This is a genomic window from Alteromonas sp. PRIM-21 (genome assembly GCF_027563165.1).
In the GTDB taxonomy this organism is placed as follows: Bacteria; Pseudomonadota; Gammaproteobacteria; order Enterobacterales; family Alteromonadaceae; genus Alteromonas; species Alteromonas macleodii_A.
Genome location: NZ_JADOEK010000005.1, coordinates 139,492 through 159,970, shown reverse-complemented (window position 1 = coordinate 159,970; position 20,479 = coordinate 139,492). Strand labels below are relative to the sequence as shown.

Sequence of the window (20,479 nt, the reverse complement as noted above, 5' to 3'; positions counted from 1 at the left end):
CAAGGGTTCCCACGGTCTATGCCTTGCCATAGCAAGAAGACTAGAGAGGCTTAGCAATAAAGTACGTAGCAAAGCGTTTTCTCTTTCTTGTCGGGTGTATTTTTAACAATACCCATATCGTTATACGTCACCGCCATTAAGCTCGTCTGCCGAGAGCTGCGGTGAGACAGTGGTACTAGTCATACTTTCGTGCTTCACATTTTCCAATACACCTTTATGAAGTCGCAAAACAGAATCCGCTTTTATCGCGACGTCTTGACTATGGGTAACTACCACAAGGGAGGTGTTGGCTTGTTTACAGGTTTCAAAGAGTAAGTCCGACACTATTTCGCTGGTGGTCTCGTCTAAATTGCCGGTGGGCTCGTCGGCTAAAATAAGCGAGGGGCGATGTACGAGCGCTCGGGCTATGGCACAGCGCTGCTGTTCCCCTCCTGATAATTGGCTTAACGGCTTTTGCGATAAAGATAATATTCCAAGCTGCTCCATTAATGCTAATTGATAGCCTTTATCAAAATTACCTTTTAGCCTTGCGGTAAAGGCAATGTTGTCCCATACGTTAAAGCAGTCGAACAAGTTAAAGCTTTGAAACACAATACCTAAATGCTGCTTGCGAAAATTATCGATATCCCTAGCTTTAGATGTATTATCGAGCTTGCTATAGCCAGCAATCGACAATCCGTTTACTGCAATGTCTCCGCTGTCAGGGCTTTCAAACCCAGCAATAAGCGACAGCAAGGTAGATTTACCGCAGCCAGACGCCCCCTGAATACTCACCGATTCACCTGTCTTTACGGAAAGGCTAAGGTTGTTTATGAGCTCAACCCCTGTCTTTGAAAAGGATTTCTTTAAGTCTTTTATTGTCAACATAGCTCAGGATTCAAGGTTCAGGGTTAACACTACGGTGTTCAAAATACGGGGTTAAAGGCTCAATGCGATAGCGTATAAATATGGGCCTAATTGTGGCGTCAATAATCATAGGGCAAACAGTAGGTCGAATTTCAGGCTCTCGCAGCTAAAATATACTAAATGCCCATACACGCTAATAAAATTAATTGTTTTTCTATCTCAGAGTATACGTACAGTTCACGATTTTTGGTTAAAAAACGAGAGGGGAATTCAATGTTCTATTGTTCCTAGGTGTCTTGTGATACCAGAAGGTGTCTTAACTTACGCCATGGGGCAGGGGCTTTGAGCTAGAAATTAATAAGGGGCTGTAAGCCCCTTCTCGATTGTTTTTTTACTGGTTAATGAAGTTATCTAGCTCTTCGCCAGTGATTTTCTTGATTTGTGCAAATAAATACCAAAGCGCGGCAATAAGTAAAATCATGCTCGGGATCACAATGACAGGGTAGCTAAGCGCTGTCATTCGACCCAACTCTTCAGTGTAGGCCGTTGTGCCCGGCTCACTGACCAATATCATTTTTGCCAAAATATAATTAAGCGCTGAAGAAAGGAAAAACGAGCTCGCAACGATATAAGAGCTTACCGCCACCTTCTTTTTAAACTCTGGCTGCTTTCCTTTGGCATCTAGTACCTGATTGAGGTGAGGCCAATTTATGATCTGGTCGTTAAGAATAAGCATTTTTACCAAGGGTTTGTTAGTGTACTGGGTCACTAACACCGCTATACCGATAATGCCCGGAATGGCCGCTTCTTTAATCGCAATATACTCTGCAGGCAGTTTGAGCAAGCTAAACCCGCCAGTAAGTAACACGCTGATAATCCCAAGAACAGAAAAGCCGTTTACCTTTCCTGATTCCTTTAGGTCCCATAGGCCGTAACCAATAGGAAAGCTAAGTGCGGCTACAATACTCCATGCTGGGCCTAGGTAATCTTCTGAACTTGCATAGCTCATCAATACCACAGGAATAACAATGTTAAACGCGAGGTTGCCGAAAAAGCCTTGATTCTTTTGAGTAGGTTCTTGTACTGCTGACATATCTTTTAATAACGTCTTATCTTAAAGTCAATTATACGGAAAGTAATTAGCGTGCCCAGTGCCATGCGGCAAATAAGCCGCCAATAAAGCCAAACAGATGATATTCAAAGGAAATAAATTTTGATGTAGGAAGTACACCAACCAGCATTCCACCATATAGTGCCGCAACCACAAGTGATATAAGCAAATACCGCACTTTATTACTTCTAAAGCCAGCCAATACTAAGAAACCGAAATAACCATATACCATTCCGCTTGCGCCTATATGTGTGGCGGTTCTACCAAACAGCCATACGCCTAAGCCACCTATAAGCAGTGCACTTAGCGTTGCGATGAGAAACGTACGTTTTCCCCATTGCATAGTAAGCCACATGAACAGCAAAAGAGGCACCAAGTTGGCCATCAAGTGCGTCGGCGTCCCATGAAGAAAAGGTGCAGTAAAGATATAAGGCAGACTTGATAGGGTACGAGGCACCACACCAAACTGATTAAGAGCATTGCCGGTAAGTAAATTTGCTACTTCTATTACGATTAAAAGTGCGCCCAACGTTAGCAGAACGCGAATTTGAAATGAAAGCGGCTTCATAAAATGGCCCCTTAAATAGATTACAAAATAATATGGGGAAGGTAGCGAGAAAGGTCCTGTGTGATCGCTGAGGCATCTTCTCTTACCGAAATACCCGCTGGCATGTCATCTACTAACCAACTACCTATAAGCGTATGATTACCTTCAAAAACGGGCAATGGTTCAAAAGCTTGAACAATAAAACCTTCTTCGCCGTAAGGGCCATCACTCAAAACGCTCTCAACACCACTTTCGATAATTGATACGTTGGCACCCTCTCTAGAAAATAGGGGCTTTTTAATCCACTTTCCGGACAAACTATTTGCGTTTATTTCGTCTGAAAAATAAGCGGGAAGTAGGTTAGGGTGGCCTTCAAACTTTTTCCAAAGCTGGGGAAGCAGCGCTTTATTTGAAATAATTGATTTCCACGCGGGCTCTAACCAATTTACTTGGGCGTCTTCTAATACGTCGCTAAACTCTTCGCGCAGCATAAACTCCCAAGGATAAAGCTTAAAACAATCAGTAATAGGGGCATCTTGAAGGTCAGTAAAAACGCCTGTGTCTGCTAATCCAATATCTTCGATAAACACAAAGTCAGCTATAAGCCCTGCTTCTTTAGCGCAGTCTTGAAGGTATTGCACAGTACCGCGGTCTTCAACGGTATCTTTACAGCACGCCATATGCAGTTGATTTATGTTGTAGTGCAAGGCAATTTCACGAAAGCGATGGACTAACTTTTCTTGCAAGCTGTTAAACTGATCGGCATGCAGAGCAAGTTTGCCTGCATCGACATTTTGCGAAAGCCACAGCCATTGCCAAAAACCGGATTCATACAGGCTGGTGGGCGTATCTGCATTGTTTTCAAGAAGTTTTGCTGGTCCTTTGCCGCTGTAAACAAGGTCAAGGCGAGAGTATAAACTTGGGTCTCTTTCGTTCCAGCTATTACGCACTAAATCCCAATGCTGCTCGGGGATGCAAAAGCGAGTAAGTAATTCCTCACTATTCACCACATCTTCGGTAACCGCGAGACACATTTGATGTAACTCGGCAGTGGGGTCTTCAATGTCGTTTTCAATTTGTGCGAGTGTGAATTGGTAGTAGGCACTTTCATCCCAGTACGGTTCGCCGTACATGGTGTGAAAATGGAAACCAAACTCATTGGCCAACTGCTGCCAGCCCTTACGAGGCTGGCAAGGCATTCTAAACATTCTTATCCGCCCCAGCCGCCTTTACGGCTGCTGCTACCCCAAGATGACTTAGCGCGCACACTGCTGCCAAAACCGCCTCGTTTCATAGTGCGGTTCACCGTCGGTTTTGGTTTGTAAACGCTTTTATTTACCCGGTAATTTCTTTTTCGAATATCGCCATCGAACACATAGCCGTCTGCCGTTATCCAGCGTGAACGAAACGGTGAGTTATATGAATAGGAAGTATATAAGGGTTGCGAGTAGTAGCGATTTGGTGAAAGTAAAGAGCTCACCATATAGCCTGCCATGAAAGGCATGAAAAAGCTGCCGCTGCTGTTGTTTACGTATTGGCACTGATTTGGGCCAAATTCGTACTCACAGTCATATTCAGAACTAAAGCGTGGACTGGTGCGCATAGCCTCATCCACCGCTGTCTGATAGGCAGCTTCACAGCGCTCTACCGCATCTGGGAAGTCTTGCTTACAATCTTCTAGCGATGTGTAAATAGTGGCATCTTCTTTTTCACCGCCGCAACCACTAAGGATGACGCTAGCTACGCCTAACGCTAAAGGCTTAACGTTAAAACCTTTACGCATACTATTAAGGTTAATGTGCTTAGTGCGCTTCATAACAGGCCGCTCACTTTGCTGGTTATCAACAATTTGACGTTCTATGTTGCTTTTATCAGTCATTGCTGCCCCCTTAATAGGTCATGCAAGCGGCGTTTAGTAAGCCTACGGCAATGGACATACTGGCCAGCATTACACCTGCAGAAACTTCATTATTGTTAATACGTTCTGCAATTTTAGGCATAAAGCTGAAACGCAATATGGCAAACGCAAAAGACTGAGCAATAACCGCAACGAGCGCCCAAATAGCAAAATCTACCACAGCAACAGAGTTTGAGGCCGCGCTGCCAAGCGCTATAGCAAAACCGATAATAGCCCCGCCAAATCCAATAGCTGCAGCTACATTTTTTTCTTCTTTTACCAGCTTCCATTCATCATGAGGTGTAACTAAGGCGTACACCAATTTGAAGATAAACAAGAAAACAATCGATAGGCCGAAGTACAGCGCAAAGTTATCCAGGCCGGCCAAAGAGTGCATAATGGTATCCATAGTTATTCCTTTTTTATTAACCGTTTATTGTGATGTCTGCAGGCTCAACATCGAAGCCTGTAGAAATCACTAAGCATCTGTCTAAATTGTTACCCACTTGTTTTTCTTCACCAACAACAAGCAGGGTCTCAACTCTATCGTTACTGATAGGACGTTCATACAACATCATAAACTGATCTGTTTTACTGACATCACCGTCTTCTTCGTAGGTCGTTTCGGTTACGGCAACTGGCGGTGATTCGTCGCCCACAGCCCCCCATACACGGGTATATACCTTGCCCTCAAGCTCGTAGGTAGGCTGACTGATTACGCTCTTTAAACATTCATTCCACTGGGCAGTGTTACCAATGGTTTTTGTCTCATAAAAGTGCCAAAGTTTCACGTCAGTAATGTGGTTCTCTGATAGGCCACCATCGGTCACCACCTGTAAAAAGCCATCATCGTCAGTGTAAAAACGAAGCAGAGTGCCGCCAGTATCTAAGGGGGCTTCACCTACCGCTTGAATTAACTGAGAACGTGCAGCGCCTTCAATGGTTAACTCGGGCTCTAGTAGGGAAAGTTTTAAGTTATCTAACTCGAAAGAGCCACCTAAATAAAGCCCCATTATTTCTGGCGATTTAGGTTTTTTAGGTTCTGATTTTTTAAATAGTTTACTAAACATGTTTACGCCTCTTAATCAGCGTCCAGTGACGACCAGTTTATTGCATTAATGCGTCGCTCAGCGATGTAAAACAAGGTGTCACCTGGGTTTAACGTAGCGTCTAACGGTGGGTTCACCACCATTTCTTTCACAAGGCCATTGGGTGCATAACCGATAAAGATGGCGTCGTGTTTGCGCTTTAAATTGATAAATAACTTGGCAACGGAAATCGCTTGGCAACTTTGCGGTATTTTTACTGAAAATTGTGCTTGCCCTTCATCAATACTTAGTAAGTCGTGATGAAGCATACTGGAACCCGGATCAAATGCAGCTTTGACCAGCATTTCTATTGCAACACTAGGTGTGCATTCCACTTTAGGGCAGTGGTCCTGAAGCAAATTTACTAAGCTGTCATCGTCGAAATAGGCCACTTGATGAGCATCAGGATTACGCTTGGTACAATAAAGCGCAGTAGTCATGGTGACATCATCTTGCGGGTTATCGATAACAATAGTTTTGGCAGAGCTTACACAAGCGCGGTCCATATCTTCGTCTTTGTTGAACGAATCTACTTTTACAAATTCAATGACGCCAGGCATAGGATTGGTAATATCAGCTTTTACGCAAAGTACAATGTCAGGACGTTCAGACATTGCATCTCGTTCTTGAAGAATCAAGTCAAGCAGCATCATGGTGCGCTGCTCATTCCAACCAATCACCAAGATATGTTCATTAAGCATCAAGCTATTCATACCCAACAATCCTTTCTTCCACGTTAAAGAAACCCAAGCTGCAATTCGGCCAATTACCATGGCGAAAATACTCAAACCAAGCGGTATGACATAAAGCGCAACAATTAATTTTCCCGCTGGAGTGACGGGAGAGAGATCGCCATAACCTACCGTTGAAGCGGTGACCGCTAACCAGTATACAAAATCGGTTTTAGCAATTAAGTCGTGTTCGCCTGCAGCGAAAAGAAGCCAATAGCTTGTTACTGCGTAAAACGCGGTCGCACCGACAATGGTGTACCAGCGCGACTCTGCAAAGTATTGCAGCATGATTTTTCGCAGCTTAATCCATGGAGACATAAAACAAACAGCCCTTGTTATGCGTGTCCTTACTCTGCCTTGAAGTACTTGATTTGTCTAGATTAGGTCGTTGTTATCTAGCGATTTATGCAAGGAATTATTGTAACAAGAATTAAAAATGGGAGCCTTTAGCTCCCATTTTTTAACTTACTTGCCTAGAATTCGAGCTAGCTCGTCATCGGCTGAGGTTTTACCCCCTTTGATACCCGCTTCTGCTAGGCGTTTTTCTAAGTCGCTGCTCGACTCCTCGCTAGCCAGTTCCTCTGCTGCTTGAAGTTCCGCGTTGCGCATCTTTTGCTTATCCTGAATGCGAGACAAAGACTCAGTAGCTGTCTTCATTTTGCTGTTCGCGCCCATGTGGCGTGAAGATACTGCAACCTGCGCTTTTTGAACACTTTCAGTAGCTTTGACCATATCCACTTGTTGCTCTAAGCGACGCAAGTTCGCTTTAGCTTGCTGGATATTATTAGCCAGCTGCTTTTCAGACTGTTTGAACTGATCAAGGTAGGTTTGTTCTTGCTCACGTTCTTCTTTCAGCTCTGACACTTTCTGAGCACAGTCAAGAGCAAGCTGACGATCGTTATCTATCGCTTTACGCGCATGCTCTTCGTACTCGGCTATTGACGAGTTAAAGCTATCTACTTTTTGTTGAGAAAGTTTACATTTCGCCAAAATCTGCGTTCGTGCATGATCAGACTTGCGTAGTTCTTCTTTGGCTTCTCTGATTTCTTGTTCCAAAATTCGAATCGCCTGACTGTCTGCAACAGACTGCGCAGCTTCGGTAGCACCACCTTTTACTGCAGTAATTAGTTTTTTCCACACTGACATTCGCTTCTCCTTAAGAAGTAAATTTTAGTTAAGGTGTGTTTCGTAGGCATCTAAGAAAGATGCAACATTTTGAAACAAGGTTTCCACTTCAATAACGATACTTTCGGCTTTCGACTGAGCACTTAGAGCGCCAAAGGCGGTGTAATATTCTTCGCCACCAACATTTGAAATACCTACCGTGGTAAGAGGAAACACCATGTGAGTAGACAGTATTTCATGGTCAAGCGCAGGCTTATCTTTTACTTCCGACGCGGCGAACAAGAGACTTTCTACCAAAATTTGCTCACCGCTAATTGCAAGCCATGCATCAATGCCGTCTTGATTAGCAATAAGTAAGCAGTTTTCCTCATGTGTTACCACAAAGTCATCGTGCTCTTTAAATAAGGCTTCGATGCTTTCCAGTTCCCAGCTCATACCTTTCTCCTTTAGTTATTAAAGCGATAATGTTGAAAACGAATGTCGTATGCTTGGTGCTTTGTACCGCATTGCTTAGCTTACATCGGTGTTGAAACACAAAACTTAAAACCAAGCATTACCAAAAGAACAACCGCAGTTACTGTAACGACTATTTACGTCTTCGCCAATATCTTGACTTGCAGTGTAGACCTGTTGTGCCATAATCGTCAACATTAAATGCATGCTATAAGTGTAAAAAAGTGTGTTTTTGTAAAATATATATCACATTTGTGTGGTTTTGGAGGCTGTGTGAACACAGGAAATACGCAGAGTGCGAAGAATGCATGGCGACAAACGGTTGCAAGAGTCGTTAAATCTGAAATGTCTGTGCGCGGCGTAAAATATCAAGCGCTAAGCCAAAGGCTTGAAGAAGTTGGTGTGGATCAAAGCGCTGACAATTTAAGGAATAAAGTGAATAAAGGTATTATGGGGGCCGATTTATTGCTTCAGATTTTATACGTGCTTAAAGCTCGACCTCTAGATGCCGCGCTTTTAGAAGAAATCTTAACTGATCTTAGTGTTTCGAAAGAGTAGAATAGGGCAGATAAAAAAGTACCCAGCAAATGCCGGGTACGAACGATAAGGAATGTTATGGGAGAACATCATCACTATCTGGGGCAGATATTAATCGTTTAAGCATTTGCTCGCTAGTACAAAATTCAACTAGCGCGTATTTTAAGCGATAAGTGGGTATTAATATCTATACTTATAGGCTGAGAGGTAGGATTTCTAAGACTTTGGTCGACATTAGTTTCTGTGAAATTCCGCAACTTTAGTATAGTTACCTCCTCTTGATATTGTGTTAAACCATAAAGAAAGCAACATAAATTGCGTTTAAATTAAGAATCTATTATCTATGAAACTATCTGAATTCAGCTTTTCGCTTCCGGAAAGCCTAATTGCAAAATATCCCACCGAAAACCGTTCAGCCAGTCGCCTTTTGCAGCTAGACGGAAAATCTGGTGACGTTCGCCACAGTATGTTTGCTGATATGGTCGAACTTTTAGATGAAGGCGACTTGCTGGTTTTCAATAATACCCGAGTTATTCCCGCACGACTTTTAGGTAAAAAAGAAACGGGCGGACAAGTAGAAGTGCTTATTGAGCGTATTACGTCAGACAATACTGCGCTGGCACACGTTCGCGCGAGTAAGGCACCTAAGCCGGGAACTAAGCTTATTCTTGAAGAAAAAGTAAATGTGACGGTTACTGGTCGAGACGAGGCGCTATTTATTTTGCAGTTTGACCACGATGAAACCGTACTGTCGCTGCTGGAAGCGCATGGTCACATGCCGCTACCTCCTTATATTGACCGCCCCGATGAAAACTCAGACAAAGAGCGCTATCAAACCGTTTACAATCAAAAGCCAGGCGCTGTTGCAGCACCTACTGCGGGGCTTCACTTTGACGACGCCATCTTAGAGGCGCTCAAAGAGAAAGGCGTGAATTTGGCTTTTGTAACCTTGCACGTGGGGGCGGGTACCTTTCAACCCGTGCGCGTTGACAATATTCTTGAGCACAAAATGCACGCGGAGTTTGCAGAAGTCCCTCAAGAAGTCGTTGACGCTGTGTTAGCTACAAAAGCTAACGGAAAGCGTGTTATCGCAGTGGGTACAACCTCTGTACGCTCTTTGGAATCAGCGGCAAAGGCAAGCGCTGAACGCGGTGACGGGGAGCTTATTGCGCCATTTAACGAAGACACAGAAATCTTTATCTACCCAGGCTTCGAATTTAAAGTAGTAGACGCCATGTTCACTAACTTTCACCTTCCAGAGTCTACGCTAATGATGCTAATTAGTGCATTTGCCGGTAAAGACAATGTGATGAATGCCTACCAAGAAGCGATAGAAAAAGAGTATCGATTCTTTAGCTATGGTGATTCTATGTTTATTGAGCGCGCCTGAGCACATCGTTAGTCTACGCTTCTTAGCGCTTAAATCGGTGTTTTTCAGGCCTTTCTAGTTTAGTTACAGATAAACATAGATACGGGGCATGATCTCAGCCAAATTACTGGTATAATCGCCGCCAATTTATTTTTATACCCAGCGCAGAAGCGCGTAAAAGTGGGAATGCTTTCACATGCAATTTGAGTTGTTAAAAACCGAAGGCCGAGCACGTCGCGGTCGTTTGGTGTTTGAACGCGGTGTTGTCGAAACTCCAGCGTTCATGCCAGTAGGTACTTACGGTACTGTTAAGGGAATGACCCCTGAAGAACTAAAAGACAGCGGTGCACACATCTGTCTTGGAAATACCTTTCACCTAATGCTACGCCCTGGTACTGGCATTATTCGCCAGCACGGCGATCTGCACGACTTTATGAATTGGGACAAGCCAATTCTTACTGATTCGGGCGGTTTCCAAGTATTTAGTTTGGGTGACTTGCGTAAAATTACTGAAGAAGGCGTAACGTTCCGCTCTCCAATTAATGGCGAAAAGATTTTGCTTACGCCTGAAAAGTCGATGGAAGTTCAGCGCGATTTGGGTTCTGACATCGTAATGATTTTTGACGAGTGCACGCCGTACCCTGCTACTGAGCAAGAAGCGCGGGTTTCAATGGAAATGTCGCTGCGCTGGGCAAAGCGCAGTAAAGAGGCACACGGTGATAACCCAGCGGCTCTGTTTGGTATTATCCAAGGCGGTATGTACGAAGGGCTGCGTGATGTTTCACTTGCTGGCTTAGAAGCTATTGGCTTTGATGGCTATGCCATTGGCGGCCTTTCAGTAGGCGAGCCAAAAGAAGACATGATCCGCATTATCGATCATACCGCACCAAAAATTCCAGAAGACAAACCGCGCTACCTAATGGGCGTGGGTAAACCTGAAGATTTGGTAGAGTCTGTGCGTCGCGGTATCGATATGTTTGACTGTGTTATGCCTACGCGTAACGCGCGAAACGGTCATTTGTTTGTGACAGAAGGCGTTGTCAAAATTCGCAACGCGAAGCACAGAAATGACACCTCACCATTAGATGAGAATTGTGATTGCTACACTTGTAAAAACTATTCTCGCTCTTATCTACATCATTTGGACAAGTGTAACGAAATATTGGGTGCGCGCTTAAACACCATCCATAACCTTCGTTACTATCAGCGTGTTATGCAGGGTCTTCGCGATGCGATCGACGCAGGTACGCTTGACGAGTTTGTACAAGAATTTTATGAACAAAAAGGGTTGCCGGTTCCGGCACTATAACAACGATAATTTTTGGGGAATTTTATGAGCCTATTTATCTCGAACGCTTACGCACAGTCTGCAAGTGCACAGCAAAGTGGCGGCATGGAAATGATCATCATGCTAGCTGTATTCGGTTTAATCTTTTACTTCTTGCTTTACCGCCCACAGGCTAAGCGCGTGAAAGAGCATAAAAACCTAGTTTCTTCGCTAGGCAAAGGCGATGAAGTATTAACACAAGGTGGTTTGGTAGGAAAAATCACTAAAGTGTCAGAAGAAAAAGACTTCATTGAAGTTGCACTTAACGAATCAAACAACATCGTTGTTCAGAAGTCTTCAGTAACTGCTGTGCTGCCTAAAGGCACAATGAAGTCACTGTAAGTAACAATAGCCGGGGCCGGGACGCTTCCCGGTACTGGCACGAAAGGATTATCCAGTGCTAAACAAAAACTCTATTTGGAAAGTACTGAGTGCACTCATTGTGGTTGCAGTGTGTGCACTTTATGCGCTTCCTAACATTTACGGTGAAGACCACGCCGTACAAATCTCAGCAGGCCGTGATGCCGTGGTGACAGATGCCACTGTTGAACAAGTGAAAGCCGCGCTAAGCGAAAAAAACATCTCTCCAAAGCGTGTTGAACTTGAAGGTGAACAAATTTTAGTTCGCGTTTCTGATTCAGACACCCAACTAGTTACTCGCGAAACATTACAAAAAGCCCTTGGCGATGATTATTACGTTGCTATGAACCTTGCTCCGGACACGCCAGAGTGGCTTGAGGGTTTAGGTGGCGCGCCGATGAAGCTAGGTCTTGACCTTCGCGGTGGTGTTCACTTCTTAATGGAAGTGGACATGACAGAAGTTATTACCAAGTCTCTTGAAGATGCAGAGAGCGGTTTCCGTACTTCATTACGTGAAGAAGGTATTCGCTATCGTGGTGTAAAGCAGGTTGACGATCATATCGATATTACTTTTCGCGATGAAGACGCACTTGATAAAGCCGAGTTCTTTCTGCGTAACCAAAGTCGCGACCTTACTTTTAACCAAGTGGATGACTTAACGCTTCGCGCTATTTTTGCTGAAAGCAAGCTTCAAGAAATTCGTGACAACGCGGTTAAGCAAAACATAACTATTATTCGTAACCGTGTTAACCAACTTGGCGTGGCTGAGCCTCTTGTTCAAAAACAAGGTGCAGACCGTATTGTTGTTCAGCTTCCTGGTATTCAAGATACCGCTCGTGCCAAAGAAATTCTTAATGCCACCGCGACACTTGAGTTTCGCATGGTAGACCAGAAGAACGATATCCGTGATGCATTGAACGGCCGCGTTCCCCCTGGCTCTCAAGTGATTGAAGATCAGCAAGGCATTCCCCAGCTGCTTGAAAAGCGTATTATGCTTACCGGTAGCCATATTATTGATGCGAATAGCGGTGTTGATGAGTATGGGCTTCCAAATGTAAACATTTCGCTTGATTCTGAAGGCGGTAACAAAATGTCTCGCTCAACCCGTGGCAATATTGGTAAGCCAATGGCTACGGTCTTTATCGAGTACAAATCTACAGGTGAGCGAAATGATGACGGTAAACTTGTATTTGAAAAGCATGAGCAAGTTATCTCAGTTGCCACTATTCGTGCGCAACTTGGCAGTAAGTTCCAAATCACAGGTCTTGATTCACCGAAAGAAGCGCGTGATTTAGCATTATTACTTCGTGCTGGTGCACTGATTGCGCCTATTCAAATCGTTGAAGAGCGTACGGTTGGCCCAAGCTTGGGTAAAGAAAACATTGAGTTGGGTATGCAGGCTATTATGTATGGTCTTGCAGCGGTGCTTGTTTTCATGTTGATTTACTACAAAGCGTTTGGTGTTGTAGCGAACATCGCACTTATTACTAACCTAGTCATGATTGTAGGCATTATGTCGATGATCCCAGGCGCAACGTTAACGTTACCAGGTATGGCAGGTATTGTACTGACCGTTGGTATGGCAGTGGATGCAAACGTGCTAATTTTCGAGCGTATTCGAGAAGAGCTTCGTGACGGTCGCAGTCCACAACAAGCCATCCATCAAGGTTACGACAGCGCGTTCTCCACCATCTTGGATGCGAATATCACTACTTTCCTTGCTGGTCTAATTCTGTTTGCAGTGGGTACCGGCCCAATCAAAGGCTTCTCTATTACGCTAATGATTGGTATCGCAACGTCTATGTTTACCGCTATTTTAGTTACTCGCGTTATTGTTAACGCAGTATGGGGTGGTAAACGTCTTGAGAAATTAGCGATTTAAGGAGTAAAAAATGCAGTTATTAAAATTATCCGAAACCGTTAATTTCATGCGCCTTCGCATTCCTGCGATGGTACTGTCGACAATTCTTATTATCGGCTCATTCGTTTCTTTAGGTGTAAATAGCCTTAACTGGGGTTTAGACTTCACAGGCGGTACGCTTATAGAAGTTGGCTATGAAGACGCGGCCGATTTAGAAGGCATTCGTGTTCAGCTTAATGAATCGAACTTCGAAGACGCCATTGTACAAAATTTTGGCAGTAGCCAAGACGTATTGATTCGTATAGCGCCACGTGATGGTGTTAAAGCTGCGACTATTGGTGAGCAGGTACTTGCTGCTTTGCGCGCAGACGGTACAGCGGTTGATATGCGTCGTATCGAATTTGTGGGCCCTAACGTAGGTGAAGAACTTACGGAGCAAGGTGGTTTAGCGATGCTAGTGGCACTGCTGTGTATCTTAGTATACGTAGCCATGCGATTCGAATGGCGCTTTGCGCTTGGGTCAGTATCGGCGCTAGCTCACGACGTTATTCTTACACTAGGCTTGTTCTCAGTACTTCAGATCGAGTTCGACCTAACAGTACTTGCAGCGGTACTTGCGGTAATTGGTTATTCACTTAACGATACCATCGTTGTGTGTGACCGTATTCGTGAGAACTTCCGCAAAATTCGTAAAGGTGAGCCTGTTGAAATTATTAATATCTCACTAACGCAAACCTTAAACCGTACTATCATCACCTCATTAACCACGGTGTTGGTATTGGTAGCGTTATTCTACAAGGGGGGGGCGCTTATTCACGGGTTTGCAACGGCATTGCTGTTCGGTGTAGTGGTAGGTACTTACTCATCGGTGTATATCGCAAGTTCAGTGGCACTTGCATTGGGTATCAGTAAAGAAGACCTAATGCCACCGCAAGTGGAAAAGGAAGGCGCAGATTTAGATCCTATGCCTTAGTCCTATCTTAGTGATACGCACAAAAAGCCGCATCTATGATGCGGTTTTTTTATGCCAAACGGCCACAAAAAAGGCGCCGTTAATAGCGCCTTCACTCAATGTTCTAACGTGGGTTCAGTCCCAATCTGAGTAACAAAAACTTACTTAAGGTGCCTCTTATTTAAGATGCTTCTTACTTCAGGTGCTTCTTACTTAAGGTGCTTCTTACTTAAGATGCTTCACTAAGCCTTGAACAACCTTTACGCTACCAGCAACAATTTCGCCTTTGTGAAGTGGGTCGTTACCGCCTTTGAAATCTGTTACCAAACCGCCAGCTTCACGAACAATAAGCTCACCTGCTGCGACATCCCAAGATTTAATACCACGCTCCCAGTAACCGTCGTGGCGGCCAGCTGCAACGTAAGCAAGGTCTAGCGCTGCACTACCTGCGCGGCGAATGTCGCCCACTTCGTGGAAAATCTTGTTTAGGCTTAAAGCGTATTCGCCAAACTGAGATTTGTTTTTGAAAGGTAAGCCAGTAGCAATAATGGTTTCAGAAAGGTCACGAGGCTTAGAAGCACGAATACGATAACCGTTAAGCTGCGCGCCTTGACCACGGCTCGCTGTGAATAGTTCGCTGCGAATTGGGTCGAAAACAACCGCTTGGTCTAGACGACCTTTGTGAAGAAGTGCAATTGAAACGGCAAAGTGAGGAATGCCTTTTACAAAGTTAGTGGTGCCATCTAATGGATCGATGATCCACTGATAATCAGTTTCTGTGCCCAAAACTTCACCCGCTTCTTCACCTAGGAAGCAATGGTTCGGGTAAGACTGCTGAATTTTGGCAATAATTGCTTGCTCTGCTTCTTTATCAACTTGAGTAACGAAGTCGTTTAAGCCTTTTGACTCTGTTGCTACTTCATTATGTTTTTCAAAACCACGAACAATAACTGTTCCAGCCGCACGCGCAGCGCGCACCGCAATATTCAGCATAGGATGCATAGATAAACCACCAATTGTAAAAGACCAATGAAACAAACCAGCTGTATAAAAAATAGCTAGTTGTTTACGAAAACGGGCGGAGTCTACCAGAATCTATGCGCGTTGCAAATGAATTCCCACCAGCGAAACAATTAACGATATCCCGTATTTTTTCAACACTGATTGGAATTATCCTCAATAAGAGCCGTGGGGGAAGGGGCAAACTGGCCGATTCAAAAAATTATATAGCATGCAATGTAGCTTTAGGGGACGTGAGCTGCTCATAGCCTTCTATACTGCCGCTATGATAAACTTGAAATTATTTAAGATTGTAGGGTGATACGCGTTCGCGAATATCATCTATTTATAAAAGTACGTAGGTATCACACGCATGCTCGAAAATATTCGCATCATTTTGGTTAACACTTCTCACACTGGAAACATAGGCTCAACAGCGCGTGCTATGAAGACCATGGGCCTGAGTAGCCTTTATCTTGTTGACCCAGTAAATGAACCCGATGGTCAAGCGAGTGCTCTAGCAGCAGGTGCGGGCGATGTACTGGCAAATGCTAAAATAGTAGGAACATTAGAAGAAGCTGTTAAAGACTGTGGCTTAGTGGTAGGAACGTCAGCGCGTTCGCGCACTCACTCGTGGCCTATGCTTGGCCCCCGAGATTGCGGAGAAAAGCTTGTACAAGAAGTAGAAAAGTACCCGGTAGCTTTGGTTTTCGGCCGTGAAAACAGTGGTTTGACGAATGAAGAATTGCAGCAATGTCACTTCCATATGTGCATTCCAGCTAACCCTGAATATAGCTCGCTTAACTTAGCGGCTGCAGTTCAAACACTGTGTTATGAAATTCGCATGGCGTATTTAAATCGCGAAACTTATCCAAGCGTTGAAGAAGAATACCCGCTAAATGAGGACTTAGAGCGTTTTTATACCCATTTGGAAACTACGCTTGAAGGCACGTCTTTTATACGTAAAAGCCACCCAGGTGTGGTAATGACTAAGCTACGCCGCTTGTTTAACCGCGCACGTCCTGAATCTCAAGAGCTTAATATTTTGCGCGGAATACTGGCGTCTATCGACAAATCGGTTAAAAACGCTAACCCCACAGACACTGCCGAAAACAAAAACGAGAAAGAGTAAGCAGTTATGTTTGCCCGTATTAAAGATGATGTAAAAGGCGTTTTTCACCGCGACCCTGCGGCCAGAAATACCTTTGAAGTATTAACCAACTATCCTGGCCTTCATGCTGTGTGGCTACATCGAATTAGCCACAAATTGTGGAAGGCAGAATGGAAATGGTTGGCACGCACCTTATCAACGTTTAGTCGTTGGCTTACGGGCATTGAAATTCATCCAGGGGCAACGCTGGGACGACGGGTATTTATCGATCACGGAATGGGCGTCGTTATCGGTGAAACCGCCGAAATTGGCAATGATGTTACCCTATACCATGGGGTGACTCTTGGTGGTACTAGCTGGAAAGCCGGCAAGCGCCACCCAACCCTTAAAAATGGCGCAGTCGTGGGGGCGGGGGCTAAAGTCTTAGGGCCGATTACCATTGGTGAAAATGCCAAAGTAGGGTCCAATTCTGTAGTTGTTAAAGATATTCCAGACGGCGCTACAGCAGTCGGCATTCCCGGTCGTATTATTATTTCTAAGCAAAAAGAGTCAAATGCCACGGTAAATCCTCAGCGCGATAAAATTGCCCAAAAATATGGTTTTGATGCCTATGCAGTCGCGCCAGATAACCCTGACCCAGTGGCTAATGCTATGGGAATTATGCTAGAGCACATGCATCAAATGGATACGAAAGTGGAAGAGATGTGCAAGGTTATTCAGTCACTAGGTGGTGACGTGTGTACCGATAATTTACACAACATCAGTGCTGAGGATTTCGCAGATACGGGCTTTGATTTAACAGAAACTCAAGAGCGCGAAAAAGCCCATTCATCCTTCGACCCAGCAATTTAAAGCTTAAGCCCTATTTAATTCTAATAGGGCTACAGAAATTCTGCCTCTATACTGCAACAGTAACCAAAAGACTGCTTTTACAATGATTTAACATCTGTGTTGACTCGCGTAAGGCTCCAACATACATTGTGATAACGTTAGTTATGACTTTTCAGGGATGTTATGCAGGGCGAGTTACCACTTTTAGACGTTTTGATCGTAGGAGCGGGTATTTCAGGTATTGGCTGTGCATATCACATTCAAAACAAATGCCCTGACTTGTCCTATTCAATTATTGAGGCAAGGGGCGATCTAGGCGGAACTTGGGATTTATTTAAGTATCCGGGTATACGGTCAGATTCCGATTTATTTAGCTTTGGTTACGACTTCAAACCGTGGAAAGAGAAAAAAGCTATTGCTGATGGCGCGTCAATTAAAGCCTATGTTGAAGAGACCGCTGTTGAAAATGGGATTAAGGAACATATACGCTTTTTGACTCGTGTCGTGGATATAGATTGGCAAAGCGATAATAAATATTGGCGAGTAACGTTATCGTCAGAAAAAGGCGGACAGCAAGAACAAATCGCTGCAAAATGGATATTTAATGCATCAGGTTATTACCGATATGACAAAGGTTATACCCCAAACTTTAAGGGGCAATCCCGCTTTAAAGGGCTAATCGTACACCCTCAGCACTGGCCTGAAGATCTAGAATACGAAAACAAACGCGTAGTGGTGATAGGTAGCGGTGCGACTGCGGTGACGCTAGTTCCCGCACTAGCGAAAAGCGCGTCGCACGTGACTATGCTGCAAAGAACGCCATCCTATGTATTGCCTGTCCCCGTTGATGATCCGGTCGCAAAATATTTACGCGCATGGTTTAGTGAAGATACAGCGTTTAAAGCTGCGCGTCGGTTCAATATAGCGAAACAGCGTTGGGTGTACGGGTTTTGTCAGCGCTTTCCGCATCGTGCGCGCAAAATAATACGCAGTCTTAATGCAAAGATGCTACCAGCAGGGTATCCAGTAGATACTCACTTTAACCCACCTTATAACCCCTGGGAGCAGAGGCTTTGCGCAGTTCCAGGTGGTGATTTATTCGAATCAATTTCAAGTGGAAAAGCGTCTGTTGAAACGGATACGATAGATGCATTTACCGAATCGGGAATTAAACTCAATTCGGGGCAGCATGTAGATGCCGATATTATAGTAACGGCAACCGGCTTAAATCTTCTGCCATTAGGTGGATTAGTTCCTAAAATAGATGGGAAAGCTGTTACGCTTTCAGATTGCGTTACGTATAAGGGTATGCTGCTTAGTGGCGTGCCTAATTTTGCCATTGCCGTTGGTTATACATCTTCTTCATGGACCTTAAAAATAGGTTTGTTATGTGAGCACCTTACGCGTCTTTTGAATTATATGAAGCAACAAGATTATGTAGCATGTACACCCGTTGCCACGCCGAATATGGAAACACAGCCGTTACTTAACTTCGGGGCCGGTTACATTCAGCGTTCATTAGATAAGTTACCCCGACAAGGTATGCATTATCCCTGGTCAATGTCGTTTAATTATGCAGAAGATGTAAAGATTTTCCGAAAAGGGCGGGTAGACGATCCTGCTCTTAAATTCGAATAGAGTTTTGAGCGTTATGCGATACCCTGTATTTACTAAACGAGAATATTTATATGAGCTTAGCCCAGCATAAAGAGCAATTCGTAACGCTAAATAACGGTGATACATTCTGTTATGCCGAACATGGTGGTGAAAACAGTGAGACAATCGTACTTATTGTCGGGTTGGGCCTTCAACTGGTTTACTGGCCAAAAGCGCTAATAGAACGCTTAGTGGCCAGTGGTTTCCGTGTTATTTGCTTCGACAATTGCGATGCTGGAAAGTCGGTGCGCAGCAACACACCGTATCCTTCTCTCCTTCAGCAACTAAGAGGCAAGGCGCCTAAAGGGGCTTACGGGCTGGAGCGTATGGCTGAAGATACAGCCCAACTTTTGGAGGCGCTAAATATTGAAAGCGCACATGTTGCTGGAATGTCTATGGGAGGGATGATTGCGCAAACTCTCGCGAGCCTTTACCCAGAAAAAGTGCAATCTATGACGTCTATTTTCTCTACCACTGGGAGTCGAAAAGTAGGTCAGCCGTCGTATTCAACGCTATGGCGTTTAGCAAGAGCAAAAACACCAGTAAGTGAAAATGATGCGGTAAGAAATTATATAGCAATGATGACCCATATAGGCGATGCGGCGGCTGAAGATGCCATAAACCAATGGCACCAGTATGCGAAATTAGCATGGCAGCGCAATGGTGGTAAGAGTGATGCAAAAGCCCTGTTTCGGCAAATTGGTGCAATCATGAAATCAGGTGATCGAACACCAATGCTTAGAAACGTTAAAACACCAACGTTAGTGATTCACGGCGACGTCGATCGTATGGTTCACCCAAGTGGTGGCGCTGCAACTGCTAAAGCTATATCTGGCGCCAAGCACCAGGTTCTGCGAGGGTTACGTCATCAAATTGATAATATCCAGTCACATCGAATAGCAGACAGTATTCTTGCTCATATCCACTTAAATACTAATGGTCAGCGGGCATTATAAACGTGAATTTTTGCGTATAAAATACACATTCTTTAAAGAGCGCAATCAAAAGTAAAAACACCGCTAAAATGTGCTTTTTGTTACAATGCATCAGAGCTTAAATCTCTAATAAACAAAAGCGATTACACACATCAATAATACCTGACTAAATTACTAGGTCTTATACTTGACCATTTTAGTCGGGTATGTGAAAATTCCCGCACTACAAAACGGCGGGAGAATTCAATGAAACTCACTTCTAAAGGGCGCTATGCGGTAACCGCAATGCTTGATGTCGCTTTGCATTCAAAGCGTGGTCCAGTGCCTCTTGCCGATATTTCAGAACGACAAGAAATTTCCTTATCTTATTTAGAGCAGCTTTTTTCTCGACTGCGTAAAGAGCAGCTAGTAGACAGTGTTCGCGGGCCCGGTGGTGGTTATTTATTGGGCCGCGAAGCGAGTGACATTGCAATAGGCGAAGTCATTCGCGCCGTCGACGAGTCTATTGATGCTACGCGGTGTCAAGGGCAAGCCGATTGCCAAGGCGGAGATCGTTGCTTAACCCATAGCTTGTGGCAAGACCTAAGCGACCGTATTGCCGCATTTTTGAACTCGATTACGCTTGGTGAACTAATGGCTAAGCGCGATGTGCAGGAAGTGGCCGGTCGTCAGGACGGTAATGCATCACTTCGTCATATCACTAAAGATATCGAAGTAAGTATTCAACTTTAAATTGGTATTGA

22 protein-coding genes are annotated in these 20,479 nt (G+C 44.3%); 11 read left to right on the top strand and 11 right to left on the bottom strand.

All coding sequences use genetic code 11. The features are described from left to right. Positions 1–120: 120 nt before the first annotated feature. The 10 genes from IW644_RS09770 to IW644_RS09725 form a co-directional block, all read right to left on the bottom strand. The gene (locus IW644_RS09770) at positions 121–867 is read right to left on the bottom strand and encodes an ABC transporter ATP-binding protein (RefSeq protein ID WP_269917432.1); all 747 of its coding nucleotides are present in this window, start codon (positions 865–867) and stop codon (positions 121–123) included. A 370-nt stretch (positions 868–1,237) separates the two neighbouring features. After that, complete coding sequence (locus tag IW644_RS09765) at positions 1,238–1,939, bottom strand: VC0807 family protein (RefSeq protein WP_179984079.1); 702 nt, start codon at positions 1,937–1,939, stop codon at positions 1,238–1,240. A 46-nt stretch (positions 1,940–1,985) separates the two neighbouring features. Continuing rightward, positions 1,986–2,525, bottom strand: coding sequence for a rhomboid family intramembrane serine protease (locus IW644_RS09760; protein WP_269917431.1), 540 nt, complete (start codon positions 2,523–2,525; stop codon positions 1,986–1,988). A gap of 20 nt (positions 2,526–2,545) precedes the next feature. Further along, positions 2,546–3,712 (bottom strand): glutathionylspermidine synthase family protein, encoded by a 1,167-nt coding sequence (locus tag IW644_RS09755; RefSeq protein WP_269917430.1) that lies wholly within the window; start codon positions 3,710–3,712, stop codon positions 2,546–2,548. 2 nt (positions 3,713–3,714) lie between these two features. Further along, positions 3,715–4,320, bottom strand: a complete 606-nt coding sequence (locus tag IW644_RS09750) for a DUF1190 family protein (RefSeq protein WP_442864433.1) — start codon at positions 4,318–4,320, stop codon at positions 3,715–3,717. 73 nt (positions 4,321–4,393) lie between these two features. Beyond that, positions 4,394–4,810, bottom strand: coding sequence for a DUF350 domain-containing protein (locus tag IW644_RS09745; RefSeq protein ID WP_269917428.1), 417 nt, complete (start codon positions 4,808–4,810; stop codon positions 4,394–4,396). 16 nt (positions 4,811–4,826) lie between these two features. After that, positions 4,827–5,471: a YjfK family protein gene (locus IW644_RS09740; RefSeq protein WP_214996261.1), complete on the bottom strand. Its 645-nt coding sequence runs from the start codon at positions 5,469–5,471 to the stop codon at positions 4,827–4,829. A gap of 11 nt (positions 5,472–5,482) precedes the next feature. Then, positions 5,483–6,538: a potassium channel protein gene (locus IW644_RS09735; protein ID WP_269917427.1), complete on the bottom strand. Its 1,056-nt coding sequence runs from the start codon at positions 6,536–6,538 to the stop codon at positions 5,483–5,485. Between the two features lie 147 nt (positions 6,539–6,685). Beyond that, positions 6,686–7,366 carry a PspA/IM30 family protein gene (locus IW644_RS09730; protein WP_118493215.1) on the bottom strand — a complete coding sequence of 227 codons (681 nt, stop codon included), beginning with the start codon at positions 7,364–7,366 and terminating at the stop codon, positions 6,686–6,688. Positions 7,367–7,390: 24 nt separating this feature from the next. Next, positions 7,391–7,780, bottom strand: coding sequence for a DUF2170 family protein (locus tag IW644_RS09725; protein ID WP_269917426.1), 390 nt, complete (start codon positions 7,778–7,780; stop codon positions 7,391–7,393). A 291-nt stretch (positions 7,781–8,071) separates the two neighbouring features. Between IW644_RS09725 and IW644_RS09720 the strand changes: the two genes are divergently transcribed. The 6 genes from IW644_RS09720 (at position 8,072) to secF (ending at position 14,225) form a co-directional block, all read left to right on the top strand. Beyond that, on the top strand, positions 8,072–8,356 hold the full coding sequence (locus tag IW644_RS09720) for a DUF6471 domain-containing protein (RefSeq protein WP_269917425.1): 285 nt from the start codon (positions 8,072–8,074) through the stop codon (positions 8,354–8,356). Positions 8,357–8,678: 322 nt separating this feature from the next. Further along, positions 8,679–9,725, top strand: coding sequence for a tRNA preQ1(34) S-adenosylmethionine ribosyltransferase-isomerase QueA (gene queA, locus IW644_RS09715; protein ID WP_269917424.1), 1,047 nt, complete (start codon positions 8,679–8,681; stop codon positions 9,723–9,725). Between the two features lie 175 nt (positions 9,726–9,900). Continuing rightward, positions 9,901–11,013 carry a tRNA guanosine(34) transglycosylase Tgt gene (tgt, locus tag IW644_RS09710; RefSeq protein WP_014950189.1) on the top strand — a complete coding sequence of 371 codons (1,113 nt, stop codon included), beginning with the start codon at positions 9,901–9,903 and terminating at the stop codon, positions 11,011–11,013. A gap of 24 nt (positions 11,014–11,037) precedes the next feature. Continuing rightward, the gene (gene yajC, locus IW644_RS09705) at positions 11,038–11,373 is read left to right on the top strand and encodes a preprotein translocase subunit YajC (RefSeq protein WP_269917423.1); all 336 of its coding nucleotides are present in this window, start codon (positions 11,038–11,040) and stop codon (positions 11,371–11,373) included. A gap of 55 nt (positions 11,374–11,428) precedes the next feature. Next, positions 11,429–13,273 carry a protein translocase subunit SecD gene (gene secD, locus IW644_RS09700; RefSeq protein ID WP_269917422.1) on the top strand — a complete coding sequence of 615 codons (1,845 nt, stop codon included), beginning with the start codon at positions 11,429–11,431 and terminating at the stop codon, positions 13,271–13,273. A 10-nt stretch (positions 13,274–13,283) separates the two neighbouring features. Beyond that, complete coding sequence (gene secF / locus IW644_RS09695) at positions 13,284–14,225, top strand: protein translocase subunit SecF (protein ID WP_269917421.1); 942 nt, start codon at positions 13,284–13,286, stop codon at positions 14,223–14,225. Between the two features lie 204 nt (positions 14,226–14,429). Here secF and suhB read toward each other — a convergent pair whose 3' ends face one another. After that, positions 14,430–15,206: an inositol-1-monophosphatase gene (gene suhB / locus IW644_RS09690; protein WP_269917420.1), complete on the bottom strand. Its 777-nt coding sequence runs from the start codon at positions 15,204–15,206 to the stop codon at positions 14,430–14,432. 370 nt (positions 15,207–15,576) lie between these two features. Between suhB and trmJ the strand changes: the two genes are divergently transcribed. The 5 genes from trmJ (at position 15,577) to iscR (ending at position 20,468) form a co-directional block, all read left to right on the top strand. After that, on the top strand, positions 15,577–16,335 hold the full coding sequence (gene trmJ, locus IW644_RS09685) for a tRNA (cytosine(32)/uridine(32)-2'-O)-methyltransferase TrmJ (protein ID WP_269917419.1): 759 nt from the start codon (positions 15,577–15,579) through the stop codon (positions 16,333–16,335). A gap of 6 nt (positions 16,336–16,341) precedes the next feature. After that, positions 16,342–17,166 carry a serine O-acetyltransferase gene (gene cysE, locus IW644_RS09680; RefSeq protein WP_269917418.1) on the top strand — a complete coding sequence of 275 codons (825 nt, stop codon included), beginning with the start codon at positions 16,342–16,344 and terminating at the stop codon, positions 17,164–17,166. A 162-nt stretch (positions 17,167–17,328) separates the two neighbouring features. Then, a complete protein-coding gene (locus IW644_RS09675) occupies positions 17,329–18,783 on the top strand; it encodes a flavin-containing monooxygenase (RefSeq protein ID WP_269917417.1) in 1,455 nt (484 codons plus the stop codon). A 50-nt stretch (positions 18,784–18,833) separates the two neighbouring features. Beyond that, a complete protein-coding gene (locus IW644_RS09670; protein WP_269917416.1) occupies positions 18,834–19,757 on the top strand; it encodes an alpha/beta fold hydrolase in 924 nt (307 codons plus the stop codon). Positions 19,758–19,982: 225 nt separating this feature from the next. After that, positions 19,983–20,468, top strand: a complete 486-nt coding sequence (iscR, locus tag IW644_RS09665) for a Fe-S cluster assembly transcriptional regulator IscR (RefSeq protein WP_179984062.1) — start codon at positions 19,983–19,985, stop codon at positions 20,466–20,468. The last annotated feature ends 11 nt before the right edge of the window (positions 20,469–20,479 follow it).

Coding starts and splice junctions, on each gene's coding strand:
- trmJ (WP_269917419.1), top strand. CDS start 15,577: ATGCTCGAAAATATTCGCATCATTTTGGTTAACACTTCTCACACTGGA.
- IW644_RS09675 (WP_269917417.1), top strand. CDS start 17,329: ATGCAGGGCGAGTTACCACTTTTAGACGTTTTGATCGTAGGAGCGGGT.
- IW644_RS09745 (WP_269917428.1), bottom strand. CDS start 4,810: ATGGATACCATTATGCACTCTTTGGCCGGCCTGGATAACTTTGCGCTG.
- IW644_RS09770 (WP_269917432.1), bottom strand. CDS start 867: ATGTTGACAATAAAAGACTTAAAGAAATCCTTTTCAAAGACAGGGGTT.
- IW644_RS09755 (WP_269917430.1), bottom strand. CDS start 3,712: ATGTTTAGAATGCCTTGCCAGCCTCGTAAGGGCTGGCAGCAGTTGGCC.
- IW644_RS09765 (WP_179984079.1), bottom strand. CDS start 1,939: ATGTCAGCAGTACAAGAACCTACTCAAAAGAATCAAGGCTTTTTCGGC.
- secF (WP_269917421.1), top strand. CDS start 13,284: ATGCAGTTATTAAAATTATCCGAAACCGTTAATTTCATGCGCCTTCGC.
- IW644_RS09670 (WP_269917416.1), top strand. CDS start 18,834: ATGAGCTTAGCCCAGCATAAAGAGCAATTCGTAACGCTAAATAACGGT.
- cysE (WP_269917418.1), top strand. CDS start 16,342: ATGTTTGCCCGTATTAAAGATGATGTAAAAGGCGTTTTTCACCGCGAC.
- IW644_RS09760 (WP_269917431.1), bottom strand. CDS start 2,525: ATGAAGCCGCTTTCATTTCAAATTCGCGTTCTGCTAACGTTGGGCGCA.
- yajC (WP_269917423.1), top strand. CDS start 11,038: ATGAGCCTATTTATCTCGAACGCTTACGCACAGTCTGCAAGTGCACAG.
- tgt (WP_014950189.1), top strand. CDS start 9,901: ATGCAATTTGAGTTGTTAAAAACCGAAGGCCGAGCACGTCGCGGTCGT.
- iscR (WP_179984062.1), top strand. CDS start 19,983: ATGAAACTCACTTCTAAAGGGCGCTATGCGGTAACCGCAATGCTTGAT.
- suhB (WP_269917420.1), bottom strand. CDS start 15,206: ATGCATCCTATGCTGAATATTGCGGTGCGCGCTGCGCGTGCGGCTGGA.
- IW644_RS09735 (WP_269917427.1), bottom strand. CDS start 6,538: ATGTCTCCATGGATTAAGCTGCGAAAAATCATGCTGCAATACTTTGCA.
- queA (WP_269917424.1), top strand. CDS start 8,679: ATGAAACTATCTGAATTCAGCTTTTCGCTTCCGGAAAGCCTAATTGCA.
- IW644_RS09730 (WP_118493215.1), bottom strand. CDS start 7,366: ATGTCAGTGTGGAAAAAACTAATTACTGCAGTAAAAGGTGGTGCTACC.
- IW644_RS09750 (WP_442864433.1), bottom strand. CDS start 4,320: ATGAAGCGCACTAAGCACATTAACCTTAATAGTATGCGTAAAGGTTTT.
- IW644_RS09740 (WP_214996261.1), bottom strand. CDS start 5,471: ATGTTTAGTAAACTATTTAAAAAATCAGAACCTAAAAAACCTAAATCG.
- IW644_RS09725 (WP_269917426.1), bottom strand. CDS start 7,780: ATGAGCTGGGAACTGGAAAGCATCGAAGCCTTATTTAAAGAGCACGAT.